20 protein-coding genes are annotated in these 20,246 nt (G+C 61.6%); 3 read left to right on the forward strand and 17 right to left on the reverse strand.

What is annotated here, in order from left to right; all coding sequences use genetic code 11:
* Positions 1–64 precede the first annotated feature (64 nt).
* The 3 genes from RBB32_RS15670 to pcaD all read right to left on the reverse strand — a co-directional run bounded on the left by RBB32_RS15670 (position 65) and on the right by pcaD (position 2,716).
* The gene (locus RBB32_RS15670) at positions 65–1,150 is read right to left on the reverse strand and encodes a zinc-binding dehydrogenase (RefSeq protein WP_306154072.1); all 1,086 of its coding nucleotides are present in this window, start codon (positions 1,148–1,150) and stop codon (positions 65–67) included.
* Between the two features lie 68 nt (positions 1,151–1,218).
* Positions 1,219–1,935: an alpha/beta fold hydrolase gene (locus RBB32_RS15675; RefSeq protein ID WP_306154074.1), complete on the reverse strand. Its 717-nt coding sequence runs from the start codon at positions 1,933–1,935 to the stop codon at positions 1,219–1,221.
* Positions 1,928–2,716: a 3-oxoadipate enol-lactonase gene (gene pcaD / locus RBB32_RS15680; RefSeq protein WP_306154076.1), complete on the reverse strand. Its 789-nt coding sequence runs from the start codon at positions 2,714–2,716 to the stop codon at positions 1,928–1,930. Before pcaD ends, RBB32_RS15675 begins: the two co-directional genes overlap by 8 nt.
* Before the next feature lie 135 nt (positions 2,717–2,851).
* Here pcaD and RBB32_RS15685 point away from each other — a divergent pair, with 135 nt between their 5' ends.
* Both RBB32_RS15685 and RBB32_RS15690 read left to right on the forward strand, forming a co-directional pair.
* Complete coding sequence (locus RBB32_RS15685; protein WP_306154078.1) at positions 2,852–3,004, forward strand: hypothetical protein; 153 nt, start codon at positions 2,852–2,854, stop codon at positions 3,002–3,004.
* A 47-nt stretch (positions 3,005–3,051) separates the two neighbouring features.
* Positions 3,052–3,963, forward strand: coding sequence for a LysR family transcriptional regulator (locus tag RBB32_RS15690; RefSeq protein ID WP_306154080.1), 912 nt, complete (start codon positions 3,052–3,054; stop codon positions 3,961–3,963).
* A 6-nt stretch (positions 3,964–3,969) separates the two neighbouring features.
* Here the strand turns inward: RBB32_RS15690 and RBB32_RS15695 are convergent, their stop codons facing one another.
* The 12 genes from RBB32_RS15695 to RBB32_RS15750 all read right to left on the reverse strand — a co-directional run bounded on the left by RBB32_RS15695 (position 3,970) and on the right by RBB32_RS15750 (position 17,430).
* Positions 3,970–4,992 (reverse strand): ABC transporter ATP-binding protein, encoded by a 1,023-nt coding sequence (locus RBB32_RS15695; protein ID WP_306154082.1) that lies wholly within the window; start codon positions 4,990–4,992, stop codon positions 3,970–3,972.
* 21 nt (positions 4,993–5,013) lie between these two features.
* Entirely contained in the window at positions 5,014–5,922 is a 909-nt protein-coding gene (locus tag RBB32_RS15700) for an ABC transporter permease (RefSeq protein WP_306154084.1), read from the reverse strand.
* Positions 5,919–6,866 (reverse strand): ABC transporter permease, encoded by a 948-nt coding sequence (locus tag RBB32_RS15705; RefSeq protein ID WP_306154086.1) that lies wholly within the window; start codon positions 6,864–6,866, stop codon positions 5,919–5,921. The genes RBB32_RS15700 and RBB32_RS15705 overlap by 4 nt, the downstream gene beginning before the upstream one ends.
* Complete coding sequence (locus RBB32_RS15710) at positions 6,863–8,689, reverse strand: S9 family peptidase (protein WP_306154088.1); 1,827 nt, start codon at positions 8,687–8,689, stop codon at positions 6,863–6,865. The genes RBB32_RS15705 and RBB32_RS15710 overlap by 4 nt, the downstream gene beginning before the upstream one ends.
* A gap of 2 nt (positions 8,690–8,691) precedes the next feature.
* Positions 8,692–9,705: an ABC transporter ATP-binding protein gene (locus RBB32_RS15715; RefSeq protein ID WP_306154090.1), complete on the reverse strand. Its 1,014-nt coding sequence runs from the start codon at positions 9,703–9,705 to the stop codon at positions 8,692–8,694.
* A 74-nt stretch (positions 9,706–9,779) separates the two neighbouring features.
* Positions 9,780–11,315, reverse strand: coding sequence for an ABC transporter substrate-binding protein (locus RBB32_RS15720; RefSeq protein ID WP_306154092.1), 1,536 nt, complete (start codon positions 11,313–11,315; stop codon positions 9,780–9,782).
* Between the two features lie 26 nt (positions 11,316–11,341).
* Positions 11,342–12,610, reverse strand: coding sequence for a Zn-dependent hydrolase (locus RBB32_RS15725; RefSeq protein WP_306154094.1), 1,269 nt, complete (start codon positions 12,608–12,610; stop codon positions 11,342–11,344).
* A 650-nt stretch (positions 12,611–13,260) separates the two neighbouring features.
* Entirely contained in the window at positions 13,261–14,460 is a 1,200-nt protein-coding gene (locus RBB32_RS15730) for an endonuclease/exonuclease/phosphatase family protein (protein ID WP_306154096.1), read from the reverse strand.
* 24 nt (positions 14,461–14,484) lie between these two features.
* The gene (locus tag RBB32_RS15735; protein WP_306154098.1) at positions 14,485–14,937 is read right to left on the reverse strand and encodes a macro domain-containing protein; all 453 of its coding nucleotides are present in this window, start codon (positions 14,935–14,937) and stop codon (positions 14,485–14,487) included.
* Positions 14,934–15,917, reverse strand: coding sequence for a threonine/serine dehydratase (locus RBB32_RS15740; RefSeq protein WP_306154100.1), 984 nt, complete (start codon positions 15,915–15,917; stop codon positions 14,934–14,936). The genes RBB32_RS15735 and RBB32_RS15740 overlap by 4 nt, the downstream gene beginning before the upstream one ends.
* Positions 15,914–16,747 carry an alpha/beta fold hydrolase gene (locus RBB32_RS15745; protein WP_306154102.1) on the reverse strand — a complete coding sequence of 278 codons (834 nt, stop codon included), beginning with the start codon at positions 16,745–16,747 and terminating at the stop codon, positions 15,914–15,916. Before RBB32_RS15745 ends, RBB32_RS15740 begins: the two co-directional genes overlap by 4 nt.
* Before the next feature lie 2 nt (positions 16,748–16,749).
* Positions 16,750–17,430 carry a haloacid dehalogenase type II gene (locus tag RBB32_RS15750; protein ID WP_306154104.1) on the reverse strand — a complete coding sequence of 227 codons (681 nt, stop codon included), beginning with the start codon at positions 17,428–17,430 and terminating at the stop codon, positions 16,750–16,752.
* A gap of 206 nt (positions 17,431–17,636) precedes the next feature.
* On the opposite strand from RBB32_RS15750, the gene RBB32_RS15755 reads away from it, so the two are divergent.
* On the forward strand, positions 17,637–18,065 hold the full coding sequence (locus RBB32_RS15755) for a peptidylprolyl isomerase (RefSeq protein ID WP_306154106.1): 429 nt from the start codon (positions 17,637–17,639) through the stop codon (positions 18,063–18,065).
* A gap of 351 nt (positions 18,066–18,416) precedes the next feature.
* Here the strand turns inward: RBB32_RS15755 and RBB32_RS15760 are convergent, their stop codons facing one another.
* Together RBB32_RS15760 and irrA are read right to left on the reverse strand one after the other, a co-directional pair.
* The gene (locus RBB32_RS15760; RefSeq protein WP_306154108.1) at positions 18,417–19,400 is read right to left on the reverse strand and encodes an NADPH:quinone reductase; all 984 of its coding nucleotides are present in this window, start codon (positions 19,398–19,400) and stop codon (positions 18,417–18,419) included.
* Positions 19,401–19,691: 291 nt separating this feature from the next.
* Positions 19,692–20,111 (reverse strand): iron response transcriptional regulator IrrA, encoded by a 420-nt coding sequence (gene irrA, locus RBB32_RS15765; protein WP_306154110.1) that lies wholly within the window; start codon positions 20,109–20,111, stop codon positions 19,692–19,694.
* Between the last annotated feature and the right edge of the window lie 135 nt (positions 20,112–20,246).

The raw sequence follows: 20,246 nt of genomic DNA on the forward strand, positions 1-20,246 counted from the left end.
CCCCCCCGGCCGGGGGCTTTGCCCCCGGACCCCCAGGATATTTGGAAAAAGAAGAAATCGGGGATTACTTGAGTATGATGACATTGCGCCGCGCCGTGCCTTGCTTGGTGTCGGCGATGGCCTCGTTGATCTGGTCCAGTGTCCAGCGGTTCGAGATCAGCTCGTCGAGTTTGAGCCGGCCCTGTTGGTACATGTCGATCATCCACGGGATATCGCGCTTGATCACCACGTCGCCCATTTTCGAGCCGACCATGGATTGCCCGGCGGCGGCGAAATTGGCGGCCTCGTAGGTGGAGGCGGCGCCCGAGGCGGGCATGCCCACCATGATCACCTTGCCACCCCCCGCGATGTAGCGCGGCGCCTGATCGTAGGCCTGTGCGGCACCCACGGTGACCAGTACTGCATCTGCCCCGCGCCCCATGGCCGCCTTGGCCGCGCGCCAGGGTTTGTCCTGGGTGGCGAGCACCCCGTCGGTGGCGCCAAAGGCCTTGGCGTCTTCGAGCTTGTCCGCGTTCATGTCCACCGCCACGATGCGCCGGGCGCCCGCGATGCGCGCGCCCTGGATGGCATTGAGGCCGACGCCGCCCGCGCCGATGACCACCACGTCCTGTCCCGCGCGCAGCTTCGCGGCATTGACCACGGCGCCGACGCCGGTGACCACCCCGCAGGCCAGCAGGCTGGCGGCGTCCATGGCCATATCGGCGGGGGCTTTGACCACCTGCGAGTGATGTACCACGACCTTTTCGGCAAAGGCGCCGCAGGCCATGGCCTGGTGCAGCTTGCCGCCGTCGGCCAGTGTCAGCGGGCCTTGATCGCCGTCATAGGGCGTTTCGCAGCCCGTGGGCCGCCCCGACCCGCAGGAGGGACATTCGCCGCAGGCGCGGATGAGCGTGACCACCACCGCGTCGCCTTCGGCCACGCCGGTGATGCCCGCGCCGACGGCGGTGACATGGCCCGCGGCCTCGTGGCCGTAAACCGCCGGAAGCGAGCCGCCCCATGCGCCTTCGGCAAAGGAAATATCCGAATGGCAAATGGCCACGGCCTCAAGCGTGACTTCGACCTCGCCCATTTCGGGGGCGCGCAGATTGACGTTTTCTATGGATAGCGGTTGCCCGAAGGCATGGCAGACGGCGGCCTTGATGGTTGGCATTGTTGTCCTCGCTCCCTGTTCGTTTTTCGCAGGATTACGGGAATGGCGCGCGGGTGCAAGCGGGGAATCTATGCCCTGTCGCGGGCGATATCGTCGATCAGCCGGGCCAGCCGCCCTGGCATCGAGAAAAACGGCGAGTGGCTGGCGGGCAGGGCGTGGACATCCTGCGCGGGCCAGCCTGCCGTCATGCTGCGCTGGTGTTCGGGCGGGATTGCCTGATCGTCGTCGCAGCGGATATAGGTTTTGGGCACGCTGGCATGGGCCTTGCCGAGCCGGATCGGCGTGGCCTGCGGTTTGATGGCCTGCACGCAGAGGTTTTGGCGGGCATAGTCCACTGTGCCTTCGGGGCAATCGTGATAGAGCGCCTTGGCCAGATGGCTGTCGCGGAAGGTGAAGCCCAAGCCATCCGGGGTTTTCTCGATCGCCTCCAAAAGCGGCTGGCGCGGGGCCTCCATCCGCATGTCGACAAGCGAGACCCCGTCGCGCGGCGCATAGGCGCAAAGATAGACCAGCCTTGCGATCTTGGCGGGCGCGGCCTGGGCGGCGGCGGAGATCGGGAAACCGCCCATGGAATGGCCGACCACGACGGCGGGTGTTTCAATCGCATCGAGGATCGCTTGGGCGTAAAGATCAAGGGTGACCTCGCCAAGGGGGCAGGGGGTGGCCCCATGGCCGGGCAGGTCGATGGCATTGACGCGATGCCCCATGTTTGTCAGTTCGGGGATCACATCGCGCCAACACCACGCGCCATGGCAGGAGCCGTGCACGAGAAGGATCTCAGACATGGCCGGTTTCCCTGAGGAAGTCGGTCAATACCTCGGCATAGGCCTTGGGCTGATCGACGCAGGGCAGATGCCCGGCCTTGCGCATCAGGTGAAACCGCGCGCCGGGAACAAGGTTGACCGTTTCGCGCACCAGGTCGGGCGGGGTGGAGCCATCCTCGGACCCGGCAATGCCAAGCGTCGGCAGGCGCAGGCCGCTGGTGGGGGTGTAGAAATCGGTGCCCGCAATGGCCGCGGCGCAGCCTGCATAGCCTTGGGCCGGGGTGCGTTCCAACATGTGCCGCCATGCCTTGATCTCGGGCGTGGCCTGGAAGGCGCGCGGAAACCACCGCTCAAGCGTGGCCCCTGAGAGCGCGGCAACGCCGCCCTGTTCCACCGCCGCGATCCGTTTGGCCCAGATCTCGGGCTGGCCGATCTTGGCTGCGGTGTTCGACAAGACCATGGCGCGCATCAGGTCCAGCCGCTTGACGGCGAGGCCCTGCGCCACCATCCCGCCAATCGACAACCCCACGAAAACGCAATCGCGGATACGCAGGTGATCCAGAAGCCGCTCGGCATCGCGCACCAGCGTGCCCATGGAATAGGGCCCCTTGGGGCAATCCGACAGCCCATGACCACGCATGTCATAGCGAATGATCCGCAGCCCCTCCGGCAAATGCGGCAGCACATCGTCCCAAAGCCGCAGGTCGGTGCCCAATGAGTTGGCAAAGACCAAGGGCGCGCCTTGGGGCGCGCCGTCCTCGCGGTAATGCAGGGCAATATCGCCCAGATCAGCCATCAGCATGTCTTGTCCTTCCTCGGTGCCCAATTGCCTTTGTCCTGAACATCGGGTCAAGCGGTTTAACGGCATGGCCCCGCCACAGGGGTGCGATTGGATCGGGGCACCATGCCGAATGGCCCTTGGTCAAATCACCCCGGTATGATCTTGGTCACATGGACCAAGCATGCCATGCAATTCGAAAAGGCCGCTTGCAGCACCAATCCGCCGCTGCCTAAACTGAACCGGAAATGGAACTGGGTCTTGCGTAGCGAAACGGCCAAGGCATTCCGGGGCTCTCAGAAGACGGGCTAGTTGTAGACAATGCAGTTCCAAGAAAACGGTCCAAGGCGGGAATTGACGTGAAACTTCGAGAACTGGAAGCGTTCGACGCATATATGAAATACGGTACGATGAAGGCCGCATCCGAAGAGATCGGTGTTAGCCAACCGATGATTTCAAGGCTTTTGAGCGCCCTTGAGGCCAAGCTTGGGTTTGCCCTGTTCGAGAAAAAGCGAAACCACCTGAAACCAACGCCGGAAGCGCATCTTTACCATGCTTCGGTCATGCGGCTCATATCGCAGATGAAAGAAACCACGCAGGACGCCGCGGCGATCGCGAACAACCAGCGGGGCAACATCGTTGTCGCGTCACAGCCCACTTTCGTGGACACGTTCCTGCTCGATGCCATTCGCAGTTTCCGCGAAAAGCATCGCGATGTCGGGATCCGCGTGCTTGACGTCGGAATGCGCGAATTGCTCAGGACGCTTGATAAGAAATACTGCGATGTCGCCCTCGGCATTACCCTTGAAACAGGGAATTACAGCGCACGCGTACGAAAGCTTGCCCGCTGCGAGGCGCGTTGCATCATGCATCGCGATCACCCCCTCGCGAAAGAGAAGAAAATTTCGAAAGACATGCTTCTGAATGAGGACTTCATTGACCTCATGCCGGACAGCCCCTTGCGAAAGCGCGTCGATGAAGTGATCCAAACCGAAAGCAAGGATCGCCGTACCGTTGTGGAAATGGGAACGATGCGCGGGGCTTGCGCCCTTGTGGATCGGGGCGTGGGTGTTGCGATTGTCGATCCCTTCGCAGAGCTTCTTCTGGGGGGCACTTCGGTGGTTTCGAAAAGGCTTGTACCGCGTATCGAATGGGATCTTGTCTTTCTGACACCGGATGATGTGCCCATCAGCCGTATCTCTGAATCCATGTTCACCGAGATCCAGTTGCAGGTTGCCAGGCTCAAGGGCATGGGCATTCTCGAAGAATGAAACCCGTCAGCCAACCTCGGCCCCGGCATTGACCTTGCAGGCACTGCCGTCTGCGATGGCTTGCCAATGCCAGCAGCGCACCTTGTGCCCCTTGGTCGCGACATCAAGGGTCGGGGGCTGGGCAACGCATTTCTCGGTACTGAATGGGCAGCGTGCCGCAAAGCGGCATCCTTTCGGAACATCGGAAAGTGACGGGACTTTGCCCTTGATGGTGTAAAGGTCGGCTTGGGGGTCGCTTTCGATGGTGGGCATCGCCTGCATGAGACCCTTGGTATAGGGGTGTAGCGGCGCCTCGAACAGGCTTTCGACGGTACTGTCTTCGATCACCTGGCCAAGATACATGACCGCCACGCGGTCGCAGATTTCCGCGACAACACCCATGTCGTGGGTGATGAAGATGACGCCCATGTCGAAATCGCGTTTCATCTGGGTGATCAGGTCAAGGATCTGGGCCTGCGTCGTCACATCCAATGCCGTGGTCGGTTCGTCCGCGATCAGCAACCTGGGCTCGCATACGAGGGCCATGGCAATCATGATCCGCTGCCGCATCCCGCCGGAAAGTTCGTGCGGATATTCCTTCAGCCGCTTTTCCGGCGATGGAATACCTGTCGCCGAAACCACTTTCAGCGCGGCCTCGGCGGCGGCTTTCCGGCTGACACGGCCATGGGCCTGAAGCGCCTCGATGATCTGATCCCCAACGGTATAGAGGGGGTTCAGCGAACTGGTCGTATCCTGGAAGATCATCGAGATATCCTTGCCCCTGATCCGCGAAAGCCTGTCTTCGCCCAGGGTAAGTAGATTCTCGCCGCCAAAAACGATCTCGCCCTCGAAGTCGGTGATATCCGGGTTGAGAAGCTGCATGATCGCTTCCGAGGTCACGCTTTTGCCGCACCCCGACTCGCCGACAACGCCAAGAATCTCGTTGCGGTCGACGTGAAAGGAAACGTCGTCCACGGCGGTAACCCGGCCCTTCTCGGTGTGAAAATGCGTTCGCAGGTTGCGGACATCAATTACGTGCGAAGCAGACATGGCGAAGTCCTTTCTTTCGGGTTATCGTTTGGACACGGCTTTGTTCGTGTGCGGATCAAGAAAATCGCGCAGGCCATCACCAAGGATATTCTGGCCCAGAACGATGCCAATGATCATCGCGCCGGGAAACACCGTCATCCACCAGGCCGAGGTGATGACGTTCTTGCCGTCATAAAGGATGTTCCCAAGGCTGGGATGCGGCGCCGGAATCCCCACCCCCAGGAAGCTCAACATGGCTTCGGTGATGATGGAGACGGCAAAGACAAAACTGGCCTGAACAATCAACGAGGACACGGTGTTCGGGAAGATATGGCGCCAGATGATGCGCGTGCGGCTTGCCCCCAGCGCGTGAAGCGCCTCGATATAGGGTTGTTCCTTGACGACAAGCGCGTTGGATCGCACCACGCGCGCGATCAGGGGCGTGTAAACCACCACCAGCGTCAGGATGACGTTTTGCGTCGTCGGGCCGAACACGGCGATAACCGAAATCGCCAGCAGGATCGCCGGGAAGGCCATAAGGCCATCGGTGATGCGCATCAAAAGGTGGTCAAGCGGTTTGAAATAAGCCGAGTAAAGGCCGATCGCCACGCCGATGACCGAGGAGAGCATGGCCACGCTGAACCCGATCAGAAGCGAAGCCCGGGTACCGTACATTACCCTGACATAGATATCCCTGCCGAAATTGTCGGTGCCCATCCAGTGTTCCAATGACGGCGGCTTGAGCCGGTCAATCGGGTTGATATCGAGCGGCTCATGCGGGGAAATCAACGGCCCCAAAAGGGCGATCAGGCAGATCACAACCGTCAGGCCAAGGCCGCACACAGCCAGCTTGTTCGCCAAGAAGCGCTTGATCGTCAGGCTGCGCTGTTCGTGTTTCAGGCGGTGTTTCGCGACCTTGAGGTCAGTGGAGAATTGGGGGGCGTCGGTCATTGGTCAAGCCTCACTCGCGGGTCAACGAACCCATAGATCAGGTCGATAAAGAGATTTATCAGCACATAGCCGAACGCCACGAGCAACACCGTGCCCTGGATCACCGGGAAGTCGCGGCGCTCGACCGAGTTGACGATCAGTTGGCCCAACCCGGGAATGTTGAAGACGAATTCGACGACGACGGCACCGGCAATCAGCGTCGTAAAGGTTTGCCCGATAATCTCGAGGATAGGGATAAAGGCATTGCGCAGCGTGTGCTTTATGACAATGACCGGGCGCGACAACCCCTTGGCACGCGCGGTCTTGACATAGGCATTGTTCATCACCTCCAGCATCGCGGCACGCGTGATCCGCGTGATAAGCGCCGCTTGGATGAACCCAAGAGAGATCGCTGGCAGCAACAGGAATTCGAGGTGGGTCAACAGGCCGTCAGACAAGGGCGCGTACCCCGCCACTGGCAACCAGTTGAGGAACACCGAGAAAAACAGGATTAGCAGCAGCCCCATAAGGAAGCTCGGGATCGAGATCCCGACAAGGGCAAAGCTCATCAAGGCGCCATCAATGGTTTTGCCACGGTTGAGCGCGGCAAACACACCCATGGGCAGCGCGACCGCGATGCCGATGATCTGGGCGAAGATGGCAAGCGACAAAGTCGGTCGGAAATAGTCGAGAAAGACCTCGGTGACCGGCGTTTGATTGTAAAGGGAATTTCCCAGGTCGCCTGTCAGGGCATTGCCCAGCCACAGGAAAAACTGCTGTGGAACAGGGCGGTTCAGGCCCAGTTCTTCCCTAAGCCGGTCAACATCCGCAGCCGAGGCATCAGGCCCCAAAATGACGCTGGCAGGGTCGCCCGGCGACAGATGCACCAGGGCGAACACCACCACGGCAACCACCCCGAGGACGGGGATGAGCGAAAGCAATCGCTTGACGATGTAACTTATCATTTGGCCTCCTGGTCGGCTTGAAAATGCACGCGGTCATCGCGTTTTTCGCCCTTTGTCTGGTCGCTGCCGTTGACAAAATCGTTGATCGCCCCGGCGGCGAATTCCGTCGATGTGCGCTTGGTCAGGAAATGCCCTTCCTCGGCGATCCATTGAACCTTGCAAGGCTTGCCTGCGGCGGTCAGGGCTTTGGCCATCGACATGGATTCCGACACCGGAACACGGGTGTCGCTGTCGCCATGAAGGATCAAAAGCGGGCAGCGAATATCGCCGGCCCGGTTCAGCGGCGCGATATGGTCGAAGAACTCGTGATGCGAGGCCGCATCGCCATATTCCATGGCGCGCAGCCTGCGCCGCCATGCAGGCGCCGTTTTCAGGAAATTGCCGAGATGCGACATCCCGGCGATCGCCACGGCAAAACTCCAAAGCGCTGGATGATGCGATATGGCCATCAGGGTCATGAAACCGCCGTAGCTGTGCCCCATGATCCCGACTTGACCGTCCTGCAAGCCGTATTGCGTGCGCAAGTGTTGCCGCAGGGCGATCACATCCCCCAGTGCGTCTGTCCTGTTTTTACCGTCATCAAGCCCGATGAAAGAGCGTCCGTAGCCCGCGCTTCCCCGGATGTTCGGCGCGATTACCGCGATGCCGCGTTCGACCAGACCTTCAAGGATCGGGCAATGCGAGCGTTCGAATTTACTCTCGGGACCGCCGTGAAGATAGATCACCGCCCGGCGGCTGTCGGAACGGCCCATGAGGACGAATTCGATATCGCGGCCATCGAAGGATGTGAAACGGCCAACCCTGTCCCGGCGATCCGCGGGTTTACCCAACGGACCGGCGGGCGTTTCGCCCTGTTGCGCCAGCGTATGTACCTGCGCCGCAGGGGGGCTGAAGGGATTGGATGTCACGGTCAAAAGGTTGTCTTCGCCAATAAAGCACATCGACTGTACGTGGATTGGCGCGCGCGTGAGGGTCTGTATGTCTTCAACGCCATCCAGCGTTGTTGCCACGATCTCGGATGCGCAGGCTTTGCCAAGGGTGATCGCCATGCGCCCCGTTTCCGGATGCAGGCAGAAATCCTGCACATCCTGCCCGGGTCTTTCGAAAACTGTCTCGACCGCTTCGGTGTCGATGGTCAGCTTGTGAATGCCGATCCATTCACCGCCAAGATCGCCCGAGAAAATCACGGTATTCCCGGAAAGGCGGCGCACACGGCCAATGCGCCCGGCCCCTGCGGCTAGCGGGGTTATCGCCACGGAATTCACGTCGAACACGCAAAATCGCCGGTCGATATTCGTCCGCTCTTCCAGCACCAAAAGCCGGTTTGGCGACAGCGCCAAGAGTTCTGTAAATACCGCGTCCGAGGAGGCAAGTTCGCGGATGTCGCCGGTTGAAACATCGGCTTGCATGATCCGATGGCGCGTTTCCGACGCGGCATTCTCCACGAAGCAACAGGTTCCGTCGTACATCTGTCCGCCGAAATAATGATAGGTGTTCGCCGCCTCGATCCAGGGCCGAAGGCTGCCATCATCCAGCAGCAGGAAAAGCTGCTCCCGTTCGGTGCACGCGTGATCGCATGCCAGGACCAGCCGAACGCCGGGCAGATCAACCAGCCAGAACCGTGTGACATTCAGCTCCGGGTCGATCAGCGCCTTGCGCATCCCGGTGCCCGGATCAAAACTCCATAGGCCCGTCGGCCCGGCTTCGTTGCTCAGGTAAAGGATTTCGCGCGCCCGCGCGTCCCAAGCCACCGCCTTCAGGCGCGTGTGCCGGGACGAGGGATCGTCTTTCAAGTCAAGCGGGGTGACAGCGTGATCAAACATTTTCACTCGCTACCTTCGTAAAGGTGGCAGGCGACCTTGTGAGTGCCGGAAATGGTTCGCGATGCCGGTACGACCTTCCGGCAAATATCGGTCGCATGCGGGCATCTTGTATGAAAGCAACAGCCGCTCGGGGGATCGAGCGGCGAGGGCACCTCGCCTGAAAGCTTGATCCGCTGCTTTTCGACCTTCGGGTTCGTCTTGGGAAGCGCCGAGATCAGCGCCTCGGTATAGGGGTGCTTGGGCGCGGCGAACAACTCTTCCGCGGTCGCGACCTCCACCAAGTTGCCAAGATACATGACGCCGATCCTGTCCGAGATGTACTTGACCACCCCAAGATCGTGCGAAATGAAAAGATAGGAAAGATCGAATGCCTCGCGAATGCGCTTCATAAGGTTCAGGACTTGCGCCTGGATCGACACGTCAAGCGCCGAAACCGTTTCGTCGCAGACCACCACCTTCGGGGTGAGCGACAAGGCGCGCGCAAGGTTGATCCGTTGCCGTTGCCCGCCGGAGAATTCATGCGGAAAGCGGAAGTAATGTTCACTGGACAGGCCGACCGTCTCAAGAAGCTCTATCACCCGGTCGGTGCGTTCCCTGCGGTTGCCAATCCCGTGGATGCTCATCACCTCTTCGAGGATCGAGCCGACCCGCATTTTGGGGTTGAGTGACGAATACGGGTCCTGAAACACCATCTGGAGTTCCCGGCGGAACTTGCCAAACTCGGCCTGCGTGGTCTCAAAGATATTCTGGTCCCGGTAATAACACGCACCGTCCGTCGGTTCGATCAGCCGCAAAAGCGTGCGCCCCAGGGTGCTTTTCCCGCAGCCGGATTCGCCGACCAGGCCAAAGGTTTCCCCCTCCATCAGGTCAAACGAAACCCCGTTCACCGCTTTGACATAGGCGTTGGGTTTGAACAGGCCTCGGCGGACCGGGAAATGCTGCCGAATGTCCGTGGCACGTAGCAGGGGCTGCGCGGCGCTTTGCGAAATGTCATGACCAGTGGCGGCACGCGACATGGGGCTTTCCTTTTTCGGTTGCTTGCAAGAGCGAGGCGATGCCGAACGCACCGCCTCGCGCGGGTGGCTTCCGGTCAGTCGGCGACCGACAGGTTCGACAGGATGATATTGTTGGAAACGGTGAAACCCTCGATCTTTTCGGAAAGACCGTGCAACGGCTTGTAGTTGCCATAGCGAATGTAGGGCGTGTATTCCATCACCTCGGCTTGAAGTTCGGTGAAAAGCTCAAGCGCCTTGTCGCGATCTTCGGTCACCCGGATTTCTTCGATCAGGCGGTCGATTTCGGGGCTGTCCGTCCATCCGGCATACTCGTTACGGGAATGCAGGAAGATCGCATTGATCGGCGTCGGCTCGAACGTGAATTCAGACGCGAACATATCCCAGGCTTCCGGGTCCGAGCGGTGTTCGAGCAGCGTTGCCCAATCGTATTCGGCCAGTTGCACGTTCAGGCCGACGTCCTGTAGCTGCTGCTGCACGATAACGGCCGCATAGAAGTGCAAAGGATAGGCGCGCGTGACAAGGAACGTCAGTTCTTCGCCGTCGTAAGACGATTCCGCGATCAGCTTGCGGGCCTTCTCGGCATCATCCTGATTGTAGTTCTCTTCGCCTGCGTCGTTGTACCAAAGCACCTGGTTCGGCGAGGCAAGGGAATGCTCAAGCGAATAGAACCGCTCGTTGCCCAAAGCGCCGTAGAGAATTTCGTTCATGTCGAGCGCCGCGCTGACGGCCTGTCGCAGCTTGATGTCGGTGAAAGGCCCGCTTTTCTTGTTAAAGAACAGGCCAAGGAAGGCATAGTCCTCCGCAAAGATCTTGAGGTCATCCGAGTCAAGCAACTGGTCGGCATTGTCATGCGGCAGGCGCAGGGCAATGTCATATTGTCCCGACCGCAGGCCCGACACACGGGTGGAGTCGTCGGTCACGATTTCCATGTAAACGTCATCGACGCCGGGTTCCTTGGCCCCGGCCAGACCGTTCGGCGGCGTATCGACCGAGCTGTAATCCTCGTACTTGGCAAGGTGCATTTCCTTGTCGGTGTCCCAGTTCGCAACCTTGTAAGGGCCGGTGCCCACGTATTCGGTCACGCCTTGTGCGGGGGCATTCTCGATGATCTCCTCGGGCATGATACCGGCGAATTGCATCGGGTTGCCGATCACCGAAAGCGTAAGCGGCGCCGCCTTGGCCAGCCTGAGTTCAAGGGTCAACTCGTCAACCTTCTCGAACGTGGCGTCCGACAGGGTTCCACGTGCCAGGATCGACTTTTCCTTCCAACGGTTCATGGAGGCAACGGCATCGTCAGCCGTCAGCGGCTCGCCGTTGTGGAAGGTGATCCCCTCGCGCAGCTTGATGGTATAGGTTTTTCCGTCATCACTCACTTCGATGGACTCGGCCAGAACCGGCTGCGGCTCGTAATCGGCATTGAGCGTTACCAGCGGCTCGAAAATCTGCGCGGCAAAATCCATCGTGGAATATGCTGTCGACATATGTGGGTCGATCGTTGGCGGAATGGTGTCATACGCGATGCGCACTTCCGTGCGGTCCTGCGCATGGGCGCCGGTCGCCATCAGGGCGACCGCCACGATGGCTGCGGATGATTTTAGCTTTCTAAGCATTGTCTTCTCCTCTGTTGAAGGTTTGGTTATTTCGCTTGCATGGCGTCTTGAGGTGACATGCAATCCAGCGACAACAGGGCCCGGGTGAAAACGCGGGCGCCGTTGATCGCATCTTGCATCGTGATGTCTTCTTCCGGGCAGTGGCTGCGCCCGTCGAGGCATGGCACGAAAAGCATCCCCGTCGGGCAAAGCCGCGCGATATGTGCCGCGTCATGGCCTGCGCCGCTCGGCATTTTCATCGAACTCAGCCCAAGCGCGGCGGCAGAGTCGGCCAGGGTATCAATGATCGGCCCTGCGCAATCGGTCGGTTGCGACGCGCTGAGAGGGTGGACCTCGATCCGCAATTGGTCTTGCTGGCAAACCGTTTCTTGCGCCCAATCGATGATGGGCTTCAGGAAACTGTCCAGCCGTTGTTGATCATCACTGCGCACTTCCACCGTTATCCGGGCCTCGCCGGGCACGGCGTTGGCGGCATCCGGGCGAATGCTGATCTTGCCGACGGTTGCGACGAGGTACTTGTTCGACGATTGGCAAGCCTTTGCCTGCGCATTGACCCTTTCCACGATCCTTGATGCGCCGACAAGCGCATCCTGCCGAAGGTTCATGGGGGTCGTCCCGGAATGATCGGCGCGCCCCGTGACCACGATTTCGTAGCGCCTGATGCCGACGATATTCGTCACGACGCCGATCTGCGTTTCGGTGGATTCCAGAACCCGCCCCTGCTCGATATGCAGTTCCAGGAAACCCGCCAGTTCGGCGTCGCCACGCAGGGCGCCGTTCAGTTTCCCGGGCGTGCCGCCCGCACGCCTGATGGCGTCGCCAAGCCGTTCGCCCGCTGGGTTGGTGTACTCAAGAAGATCGGCAGGCAGGTTGCCCGACATGGCGCGGCTGCCGATGCAGGAAACGCCATAGTCGCTGGGCTCTTCTGAAAGAAAGTCGATGACTTCCAGCGTGTGGCGCGGCTTTTCGCCACTTTCAACGATAGCCTGCACCGCTTCCAGCGCGGTGACGACGCCCAGGATGCCGTCGTATCTTCCGCCGTCGACAACGGTGTCAATGTGGCTGCCACCCGCCAGAACGCCAAGCCCCGGCTCAGCCCCGGCAAGTGCACCGATCAGGTTGCCACCGGCGTCGATGCGCGTTTCCAGGCCCGCCGCCTCCATCTCTTGCCGCAGCCAGTCTCTTGCAGATGCATAGAGGTCGGTGAAGGCACGGCGCGTCCAGGGGCGCCCGGGCAGGGTGAACTCGGAAAGTTTGTCCAACCTCCGTTGCAGCCGGTTCTCGCTCAGCTCCATTGAATTCTTCAAATCCTGTCTTGTTCACCGCGATGTTTGGGTCGGGAATTCCGGCCCAGACCGAGGCAGTTTTACTTTCGTTCAACCAGCTGCGGCCAGGGCACCCGATTTGCGCAATTTTCGAAGCCACATCCTGTTGCTTCGGACGGGGTGAAGGTTTCCCAGATTGCAATTTTTGTCAAATTATTTTTCTAGAATTCAAATTGGTTATACTGAGATTTAACGCCGTTGATACCGCCGGTGGCGATCCATTCCCCGGGAAATCCGTTGTGAAATCGGGCGGTCCGGCAAGGCCACGCCCCCGGTTGCCGCCGTTTCCATGGCGCGCCATCACGTCAAGAAAAGTTACTCGCCGCGCTGGATAACTTTGCGCGGTATCGTGGTACCCGGCCATCACATATCGCGCCGCCAGACGGCTTTGTTCCGCGGCTTTCCCGGCAGCGGTCAAACCTCAAAACCGATATTTAAAACAGTCACTTATTGGGAAGCGGTGCAGCACCAAGGTGTCATGCATGCAGGGTGCTGGGGCAGGGGGCATATGGCTGTCATAATAGCCACCGGTACGCCCCCGATATCTTGAATTCGTCAGTCACCGGGCCGGTTGAAGCCAAGGCGCTTGCGCCTCGGCCCCCAACTCGGTGAGCCGGTCTTCAGTCCAACCGGATATGCGCCATGATCTGCCCGTGATCCGAGGCCAGCTTGTTGTAAGGCGCCTCGGCGTGGGAGCCATCGGTGATATGATCGTTGAAGACGCTGAAATAGGTCATCTCGCCGATGCGGCCTTCGAAATCGGGGTGGAAATGGCGGCTGAGGTAGATCTGGTCGATGGATTCGAAAACCCCGCCGAAGGCCGTGGTATAGACCATGTCGCGCAGGGATTTGCGCACGAAAAGCCGCTCGGCGGGATGCAGCGACAGGCGCTCGACATCCTCGGTGATCTGGCGGTGTTCCTCGTCTGAATAGCGGCCCGAGCGGGATTGCGCATCGTGGCGCAGCATCCAGGCATAGTTCTTGAACGGGCGTTCCCCGCTGATGATTTCCGAACTCACCGCATGTTCGCCATCGTTGAAATCGCCCAGCACCATGACCGGGTGACCGGCCTCAAGTTCGGCCACGATCTCGCGCCGCAGAACCCAGGCCTCGGCCATGCGGCGGATCGCGGCGCGCAGGCTGCCCATGGCGCGGCCCACCGCGTCGTATTGCGTCAGGTCTTCTTCGGGGGCATGGTCCGCCCCTTGCGGTTTGATATATTCCCCAAGCTTCGATTTGAGGTGGCAGTTGAAGACGGTCACCACCCGATCCCCCACCGGCACACGTGCCTTGAGGATGGGCCGCGACAGGCGGCGCAGGGTGTAGTGACCGGCATCCGCATCTTCCATCCCGCGCAAGGGCGCAAAGGGAATGCGCAGCGGCTCGGGCAGGTCTTGAATGATCTCCGGCTGCCCCGCAAACCCAAAGCGTGACAGGATGGCCAGCCCGGGGCGGCGTTTGCCCGGCACGCCCTCGTCGGCGGCATTGGGGGCAAAGGCAAGGCTGGCCTCGCTATAGGGGTCCACCTTCAGTTTCTGGAAAATGACCTTGCGGTGATAGCGCTTGGACCGGTCGGGGATGGTGGCATCGTTCAATTCCGTGGCGCGCTGGTTGGTCTCCTCGACCACCGCGCGCAGGGCTTCGTCCTCGAAAATTTCCTGAAAACCCACGATATCGGCGTTCATCGACAAGAGTTGGTCGGCCATCCAATCCTCTTTCCACGCGTATTCCTCGGGGGTGTAGGATTGGAACTCGTAATATTCCTTGTCGGGGCCGATCAGGTTCTTGACGTTGAAACTGGCAATCGTGAACTCGGTCATTGGGGTCTCCGTCTGGAAGGTGGGTCAGGGCAGGGTGACAAGCGTATGGTCCAATCCGTCAAGGGCCGTGTCGATCAACGGGGCGATCCTGGCCCAATCGCCGCCCGCCAGGCCTGCGCCGATCATCGGATAGGCGATGCGCGCCCCGGAATGGGCCTGTGCCACGGCACGAAAGGCGCGGGACAATGCATCGTAGTCCACCAAGGGGCCGGGGCCCTGATAGTCGAACTGCGTGTAGGCATTGACCACGGTCAGGCGATGCGCACCGCAGGCCACCGTGGCCTGCGAAATCGTGCCCAGTTTCGCGGGGTCGCCCTTGGGTGTGGCCCGATCGGCGGCAAGGGCCTCGGGGAAGGTCTGGGCAATGATCCGGGCGATCCCGCCGCCCATGTTGTGAAAGCAATTGCAGCCGTGGACGATCACGTCGAACTGCCCGTCCCGGGCCAGTGCGATCAAATCGCCTTCGACCTGTTTCATGCCGGCTCCAGCGTATCGAGCGCGCGGGCAAACATGGCTTGGTCCACATTGCCGCCCGATATGGTGCAGATCACCGTATCGCCCTCGATCTCGTGGCCATGGAACAGTGCCGCGGCAAGGGCCACGGCGCCGCCGGGTTCGGCCACCACCTTGAGCCGCTGCCAAGCCTGCGCCATGGCGCGCAGGGCCTCGTCCTCGCTGACGACGATCCCGGGGCCACACAACCGCGTCATGATGGGAAAGGTCAACTGCCCCGGCGCGGGGGTGACGATGGCATCGCATATCCCGCCCGAGCCTTGCGCGTTCTGCTCGATCCGACCTGAGAGGAGCGAGCGCGCGGTATCGTCGAACCCTTCCGGCTCCACGGGCCGGGCGCGCATCCCCGGCGCCTCGGCCTCAAGCGCCAGTGCAATGCCCGAGGTCAGGCCGCCGCCACCGCAACAGACCAGTACATCGGCCTTCGTGACGCCCAGTTCGGCCGCTTGCGCGGCGATCTCAAGCCCGCAGGTGCCTTGCCCCGCGATCACCTCCGGCTCGTCATAGGGTTTGATCAGCGTGAGGCCGCGCTCGCTGCGCAGGGCCTCGCCCACCTTTTCGCGGCTTTCGCCGCCGGGGCGGTCATACAGCACCACCTCAGCCCCCAGGGCGCGGGTGTTGGCGATCTTGAGGGCAGGGGCGTCAGTGGGCATGACGATCACCGCCGGCACGCCGAATTCCCGCGCCGCCAGGGCCACGCCCTGCGCATGGTTGCCCGAGGAAAAGGCCAGAACCCCGCGCTTGCGCACCTCCGGGTCAAGCGCCGAGACCGCCGACCGCCCCCCGCGATACTTGAAGCTGCCGGTATGTTGCAGGCATTCGGGTTTGACCAACACGCGCCGTCCCGCGATCTCGTCCAGAAAGGGCGAGGACAAAAGCGGCGTGCGCCGCGCGTGACCTTTCAGGCGCTGGGCGGCGGCCCGGATCATGGTGATATCGCTCATAGGCTTTGCTCCAACAGGGTATGGATGGCCTCCAAGGCCTCCGTTTCATCAAGGAAAGGGACATGCCCCCGGTCGGGCACCGTGGCGGCGATCAGGCCGGGGTGACGCCCCTGCATCCTCTCCAATGTCTCGGCGGTCAGAAGGTCCGAGTTCGCGCCACGAATCGCGGCCAGCGGGATATCCTTCAACCCGTCGAACAAATCCCACAGGTTCGGCGCCTCGCCGACGCCGGCCTGACCGATCAATGCATCGCGCAGCTTCGGGTCATAACGCAGGACAAGCCCCGCGCCGGGGGCGTCCTCCCACATGAATTCCGCCTGTTCACGCCAGCGCGAGACCGGTACGCCGGGAAAATCATGCGCATGGCCCGAGGCCAGCGCCTGGGCGGCGGCATCCAGATCGGGGAAGGGGGGCGTTTTGCCCACGTACTCCATGATCCGCTCAAGGCCCTTCGGGTCCACCACCGGCCCGATGTCATTGAGCACCACCGCCTGCAAGCGGTCCGGGTGCGTCACCGACAGCGCCATGGAAATCAACCCGCCGCGCGAGGTGCCGATGATCGTGGCCCGCGCCAACCCCAGGTGATCCAGCAATTCAATCGCGTCCTCGCCCTCGCGCAGGATATTATAGGTCATCGGGTCGCTGGCGTATTCCGACTGTCCGCGCCCCCGGTAATCCATCCGGATAAGGCGCACGCCGGGCAGATGCGGCGCAAGATAGGAAAAATCCGTGCCATTGCGCGTCAGCCCCGCAAGGCACAGCACCGGGCGGCCTTCGCCCTCATCGGTATAATGCAGGCTCAGCCCATCGGATGTGGTGAAACGCGGCATGGTCAGACAAGCTCCGGAATGTTGGTCAGATCGGACAGGATGTGATGCGGCGCGGCGGGCAGGCGATCCACCGGGTCGCCCGCGCGATTGACCCAAGCGGTGGTGAAGCCATAGCCCGCAGCGGCCCCCGCATCCCACCCGTTGGACGAGACGAACAGCACCTCGTCGGGCGCAGATCCAAAGCGCGCGCCAACCATGTCATAGACTACCCGCGCGGGCTTGAAGACGCCCACGCTTTCCACCGACAGCACATCGTCAAGGTGGCCGCCGATGCCTGCCGATTGCACGGCGGCATCCAGCATGTCGGGGCTGCCATTCGACAGGATCGCGCAGTTCATTCCGCGCGCTTTCAGGGTGGCCAGCATGTCGGGCACCTCTGGATAGGCGGCCAACTCACGGTACAACTGCAACAGGCGGCTGCGCAGGTTCTCGTCGCCGTCCAGCTCCGAAGCCTCAAGCGCCCAGTCCAGCCCATCCTTGGTCACCTCCCAGAAATCGCAATGCTGGTCCATGACGGCGCGCAGCCATGAATATTGCAACTGCTTGAGGCGCCAATGCTCGGCGATCTGCGGCCAGTGCCTGGCAAAATCCTCGCGCCCGGGTTCCCCGGCGGCCATGCGCGTGGCGGCGGCCACGTCGAACAACGTGCCATAGGCATCGAAAATGCAGGTCGTGATCGGCATGGCCCCCCCCGTGGCCCCCTTGGCTTCTGACCAGAGAGTTGCATGGATCAGACGCTTGGGAAAGGGGCATTGCAGACCACGCGGGAAATGTTCCGCAGGTTGTTTGCAATCCTTGAGCGCAATGCTTAGACTCTTCGCCAGACAAACCCAAGCACCCGTGCATGGCACGGCCTTGCAAACCCATCCCCAAACAGATTGGATATTTTATGACAGAAGTCAAATCGGGCGACACTGTCCGCATTCACTATACCGGAACGCTGGCCGACGGCCAGACCTTCGACAGCTCCGAAGGCCGCGATCCGCTGGAGTTCACCGTTGGCTCGGGCCAGATCATCCCCGGCCTCGAAGCGGCCATCCCCGGCATGAACGTGGGCGACAAGAAAACCGTCGAAGTCCCCGCCGACGAGGCCTATGGCCAACCCGACCCCAACGCCCAGCAGGCCGTGCCGCGCGCCGAAATCCCCGACGACATCCCGCTCGATCTGGGCACCCAATTGCAGGTGCAAACCCCGCAAGGCCAGGTGATGCCGGTCACCGTGGTCGACGTGACCGAGGAACAGGTGACACTTGACGCCAACCACCCGCTGGCGGGCAAGGACCTGACCTTCAACATCGAACTGGTCGAAATCGCCTGAACCGCGACCGACAGATGGCTTCAAGGCGCGCGCAGGCCCCCCTGCGCGCGCTTTTCTTTGGCGCATCCCGCCTTGGCCGGGGCATGCGCGGATCGGTCTTGTGGAATTAAAGCGTTTCGCGAAAAACCTGAATCACAGATGTTCGCGAAACGCAGTGCTCCGCTCAATCGTTGCACGCGTTCCGCCTTTCGCCGATGTCTCGGGTTAAAGGCGGAACGCTTTAAGCGGCCAAACGGGCCTCTTGTCCAAGCCCGTTCGAACGGGCTTGCAGAACGCGGTTTGAAAACCGCGCATCAAAGCGCCTTGCAAGGCGCTTGCAGAAAGCCGTTTCGAAACGGCTTGCCCCGATGATCAAACCTCCAGCAAAACCGCCCCCGTGCGGCCCGGTGCCATCACCGCCTCCTGCGCCTTGGCGCAATCCCCAAGCGTGAAACGCGCGCCGATTTCGGGGGCCAGTGCGCCCGAGGCCAAGGCCTCGTGCAGCCGCGCGATCATCGCCTGCCTTTGCGCCGGTGGCAGGATATAGATCAGGGTGATGTCGATCTTCAGCGCTTTGAACAGGTAGGGGCCGAAGGGCAGGGTGGGGGCCATCTCCTTGCCCGACCCGTAAGCGGCGATCGTGCCAAGGGGCGCCATGACCTCGGCCAGCAAATCCACGTTAGCCCCGAATTCCACTTCCACTGCGCGGGCCACGCCCTCGGGCGCCGCACCGGTGACCTGCGCGGCCAGCTCGGGGTCGGCATAATCAAAGACATGATCGGCCCCGGCATCGCGCACCCGATCCATCGCCTTGGGCGAACAGGTCGCGATCACCCGCGCGCCGCCGGCCTTGGCCAATTGCACCGCGTTATGGCCCACGGCCCCCGCACCGCCCGCGACAAGCAGGGTTTGCCCGGCCACATCGCCGCCGCCGAATACCACCTGCGCCGCCGTCAGCCCCGGAATCCCCAAGGTCGCCCCGACCTCAAGCGGCACGCCGCCGGGCAGGGCCACCGCCTGCTCGGCGGGCAGGGCGATGTACTCTGCCGCGGTGCCAAAGGCGCGCTGCCACTGGCCGTTCCAGATCCAGACCCGCTCGCCAATACGGCCCGCATCCACATCCGCGCCCACGGCCTCGATCACCCCGGCCCCGTCGGAATGCGGCACGACCTGCGGAAAGGCGGGCTTGGTCACCCCGGGCCGCGCCCCGGCGCGCGCCTTGGCATCCGACGGGTTCACGCCCGAATAGGCCAGCCGTACCAACACCTCGCCCGCGCCGGGGGCGGGGGCCTCTATCTCGCCAAGCGCCAAAACCTCGCTGGCGGGGCCGAAGCTGTCATAAGTGATTGCACGCATGTTGAAGGGCCTTCTTCCGATGTCACATCAAGCACCGGTTTAGCGAAGAGTGACCGGACTTTCCACCAAGGCTTGCGCGCTGCCTGATGTTGCGCGACGCCCGGCACCGACACACCGTTCTGCTGGTATTGCCTGCCGTCTTCGCCGTGCACCCCGGCCTGCATGCGCGTCACCGCCCAGACGCATCTCCCGGGCTGCTCTCGTCGCAAGAACGCCGCTGGGCCCGGGAAATGTCCGGGCCTCCCGAAACGCGTCGCGCGTAATGTAAAGGTTGCGGCCCGAAGGCCTGTCTTACTCGGTGCGCCGCAGACGGATCACCACGTCGACACTTGCAATCTCGGCCCCGTCGGGCGCCTTGGGCAATTGCGAGATCTGCAGTTCTTCCGAGGGCGCATCGGTCAGCCGATCCTCGCCTTCCCAGAAGAAATGCGGGTGGTCATGGGTGTTGGTGTCGAAATAGCTTTTCGACCCATCGACGGTGACTTCCTGAATCAGCCCCGCATCGCAAAACGCCTTCAGCGTGTTGTAAACCGTGGCCAGCGACACGCTTTCGCCCATGTCCTGTACATCCGAAAACAGGCTTTCGGCGGTCACATGGCGATGTTGCCCATCGCCCACCAAAAGCGTGGCCAGCGCCACGCGCTGCCGCGTCGGCCGCAGGCCCGCGCCCGCCAACCAATCGGTGCTTCGTTTCACAGCCTCTGTCGTCATCGCGCAAGTCTTCCTTTATCCTCCTGCATATATAAAAGCCGATACAGGTGAATTTCAAACAATTTCCCCCTCTGCGCGTCGCGGTCGCAGGGGCCAACAGGCTTGCAAGGGCCAATTCCACGGTGATACAGGAGG

The organism is Roseovarius sp. MMSF_3281, assembly GCF_030733685.1.
GTDB lineage: Bacteria > Pseudomonadota > Alphaproteobacteria > Rhodobacterales > Rhodobacteraceae > Roseovarius.